Source organism: Mycobacterium sp., assembly GCF_049280035.1.
In the GTDB taxonomy this organism is placed as follows: domain Bacteria; phylum Actinomycetota; class Actinomycetes; order Mycobacteriales; family Mycobacteriaceae; genus Mycobacterium.
Map to the genome: position 1 here is coordinate 1 of NZ_JBAPPI010000156.1, position 2,822 is coordinate 2,822.

At 66.4% G+C, this 2,822-nt stretch carries 5 protein-coding genes and 1 pseudogene; 4 read left to right on the plus strand and 2 right to left on the minus strand.

The window, feature by feature from the left end; translation table 11 throughout:
- From WAN71_RS05050 to WAN71_RS05060, 3 genes are all read left to right on the plus strand, one after another.
- Window positions 1-198: hypothetical protein (locus WAN71_RS05050; RefSeq protein ID WP_422224278.1), on the plus strand; the 198-nt coding region annotated here is incomplete at its 5' end.
- Entirely contained in the window at window positions 195-722 is a 528-nt protein-coding gene (locus WAN71_RS05055) for an XRE family transcriptional regulator (protein ID WP_422224279.1), read from the plus strand. The genes WAN71_RS05050 and WAN71_RS05055, both read left to right, overlap by 4 nt.
- Window positions 722-1,141, plus strand: a complete 420-nt coding sequence (locus tag WAN71_RS05060) for a CoA-binding protein (protein ID WP_422224280.1) — start codon at window positions 722-724, stop codon at window positions 1,139-1,141. The genes WAN71_RS05055 and WAN71_RS05060 overlap by 1 nt, the downstream gene beginning before the upstream one ends.
- Before the next feature lie 6 nt (window positions 1,142-1,147).
- Here the strand turns inward: WAN71_RS05060 and WAN71_RS05065 are convergent, their stop codons facing one another.
- Both WAN71_RS05065 and WAN71_RS05070 read right to left on the minus strand, forming a co-directional pair.
- Window positions 1,148-1,837: a hypothetical protein gene (locus tag WAN71_RS05065; RefSeq protein WP_422224281.1), complete on the minus strand. Its 690-nt coding sequence runs from the start codon at window positions 1,835-1,837 to the stop codon at window positions 1,148-1,150.
- Window positions 1,834-2,463 carry a hypothetical protein gene (locus tag WAN71_RS05070; RefSeq protein ID WP_422224282.1) on the minus strand — a complete coding sequence of 210 codons (630 nt, stop codon included), beginning with the start codon at window positions 2,461-2,463 and terminating at the stop codon, window positions 1,834-1,836. Before WAN71_RS05070 ends, WAN71_RS05065 begins: the two co-directional genes overlap by 4 nt.
- Window positions 2,464-2,506: 43 nt before the next feature.
- Here WAN71_RS05070 and WAN71_RS05075 point away from each other — a divergent pair.
- Window positions 2,507-2,822: pseudogene (locus WAN71_RS05075) on the plus strand (peptidase M13); the annotation flags it as partial.

Sequence of the window (2,822 nt, forward strand, 5' to 3'; positions counted from 1 at the left end):
GGGATCGATAGGTATTACTCTGGTCAATCACCCAGGCGGCAATGGATCGCCACCCAGTTGGTCCGGCGGCTCGCGGATCCGCATCCGTCGGATCTTGACGACGAGGGTTGGCCCGGTCCGGGTGCGAAGGCAGACTGGGAGGAGGTCAGGCAGCGCTGCCTGTCCGTGGCAGTGGCGATGCTGGAGGAGGCGAGGTGACGTTGGCAGCCGACCGACGCCACGGACCGGCGCCGCATCGACCCCCCGTCCGCCCGCGTAATGTCGAGCGGCCCGTGGAGTTCTGGCCTACCTCGGCCATCCGCTCGGCGCTGGAAGGTGGCGACATAGCCACCTGGAAGCAGATCGCGGTGGCGATCAAACGCGACCCGTTCGGGCGCACCGCACGCCAAGTCGAAGAGGTTCTGGAGAACTCGCGGCCCTACGGCATCTCCAAAGCGTTGGCGGAGGTATTGGACCGCGCCCGTGCCCACCTAGAGGCCAACGAGCGGACTGAAGTGGCCCGCCACGTGCAGTTGCTGATCGAGCGATCAGGGCTGAAGATGCCCGAATTCGCGTCCCGGATTGGGGTGAACGTCGACGAGCTGGCCGCCTACCTCGCTGCCAAGACCAGCCCGTCGGCGTCGTTGATGATCCGGATGCGCCGGCTGTCGGATCGGTTCGCGAAGGCCAGAACTCAACAGCCACCTCAGCAACCGCCCCAGCGGCCGCCCCGCAGCACCTGATGCTCGGTCAGCCCGACGATGTGACGCTGGGGCGCATCCTGGCCGAAACCCACACCATCGCGGTGGTCGGCGCATCGGACAAGCCGACACGGCCAAGCCACGAGATCTACTCGTATCTGGTCTCGACCGGCAACTACCAGGTCTACCCGGTCAATCCGACAATCACCGAGATCGACGGCGCCCCAGCGTATCCCCGGCTGGCCGATCTGCCGGTGGTACCCGACATGGTCGACGTGTTCCGGCGGTTCGACGAGTTGCCATCGGTACTGGCCGATGTGCTAGCCCTTGAGCAACGTCCGAAAACCCTTTGGCTGCAGGAGGGTTTGTGGCACGAGCAAGTGGGCCGCGACGCCGAGGCAGCCGGAATGCACGTCGTGATGGACCGTTGCCTGATGGTCGAGCACGCCCGGCTGCGCTGACGCTGGTCAGCGCGCGTTGATAGGCGACACGTCCAGCACCAGCCAATGGTCGCTCTGCTTGGTCAGGGCGATGCGCAGCGCCAGCACCGCGTTACTGGGAGGCTGTCCCGGTTCGTTCTGAGTAGCGCGCAGTAGCACCGCCACGGCGGCCGCAGACGGCCCGATCGCTTCGACGCCGGCTTCCAGCGTCGACGCGGACGCGGTGACGTTTCGGTGCGCGAAATCCGCTGTGGCCTTTGCGAAATTGTCCTTGAATGCGGTCGACTGCTCGGGCACCATCATGGCCGCGGCCCGGTCGATCGAGGCCATCGGTTGCTGCGGCGAGAACGTGCCCGTCGCCTCCGCCATCCCGGCCGCTATCCGCACCACCTCTGCCGCGTCGGCCTTCAGGCGGCGGTCCGGCAACGTCCAGTGGGTGTAGCCGGTCAGCACCGCCGACACCACCGCCACTGCGCACAATGCGACTACCGCCAGCCGCAGACCGGGCGCGTCGTCGTCGGTGCCGACGGTGACCGAATCCCGGCGCAGCAGCCAGACATTCACCGCCACGGCCTGGACGATCAACAGCACCAGAATCGAACTTGCCGACACCCACCACCGGGGCCAGCCCAGAACCACCCCGATCGCCAACAGCGCAACGATCGCGGCTACGGGTGCGGCGATATCAAACGCCAGCACCCGCCAGGCGTTCCTCATCGGACCGACTCGAGCCGCGAGATCATCAGCTTGCCGTCCACGTCGGAAACCCCCAACCGCAGCTTCCAGTGCACCGTCTGCGGCTTGCCGCCGGTGTTCTCGCTGACTGACGTGGCGACCACCATGACCGTGTCGGTGCGACTTGCGACCGAAGCCGGCAGTTGTTCAGCCGGTGCAGGCGGGCGGGCGCCCGGTGCAGTGTCCAGGTCATGGTGCACCGTTTCGACCGCGACCGCCTCGACCTGACCGTGGCTGGTCGATTGCAGCCGCTGCACCACTTGCTGATAGGGCTGCATGGCGGAGTCGAAATCGGCGTTGAGTTCACCGACGGTCCCGTCGTGCAGCCGTTGCAGGCTGCCCGCGACGTTACTGGTGTTCATGTTGATCAGCACGCCCGTCCAGTCGACGGCGGCCTGCATCGCTCGGCTCTGATAGCTGCGTTCGTCGACGTCACTGCGGTGCGCCAACCAAATCACCGCACCCAAGGCGATCGCGGCCACGGAAAGCGCTCCCAGTGCCGCCGATGCGACGCCGTAGCCGGAGATGGTCGGGCCGTCGAATTCGTCCGGCGCCGTTTCTTCATCACCGTCGTCGGCCGCTGGCTTCGTCTGCTCGCCGTCGGGCATGGCCGTGAGGCTACCTGGCTTGGCAATAGGGAAAGATGGTGGCGTGACGGTAGAAGCTATCCGCTCAGGCATCGACCTGAGCAATGTCGACGCTGGTGCCCGCCCCCAAGACGACCTGTTCGGCCATGTCAATGGCCGCTGGTTGGCCGACTATGAGATCCCGGCCGACCGCGCCACCGACGGCGCCTTCCGCGCGTTGTTCGACCGGGCCGAGGTCCAGGTGCGTGACTTGATCACCGAAGTGAGCGAGAACATGTCGGCGCCCGGCACCGACGAACAACGGATCGGCGACCTGTACGCCAGCTTCCTCGACGAGGACACGGTCGAGCGGCAGGGTGTGCAGCCGCTACTCGACGAGT

Excerpts from the sequence above, each read along its gene's own strand:
- WAN71_RS05065 (WP_422224281.1), bottom strand. The coding sequence starts at position 1,837 with ATGAGGAACGCCTGGCGGGTGCTGGCGTTTGATATCGCCGCACCCGTA.
- WAN71_RS05070 (WP_422224282.1), bottom strand. The coding sequence starts at position 2,463 with ATGCCCGACGGCGAGCAGACGAAGCCAGCGGCCGACGACGGTGATGAA.
- WAN71_RS05060 (WP_422224280.1), top strand. The coding sequence starts at position 722 with ATGCTCGGTCAGCCCGACGATGTGACGCTGGGGCGCATCCTGGCCGAA.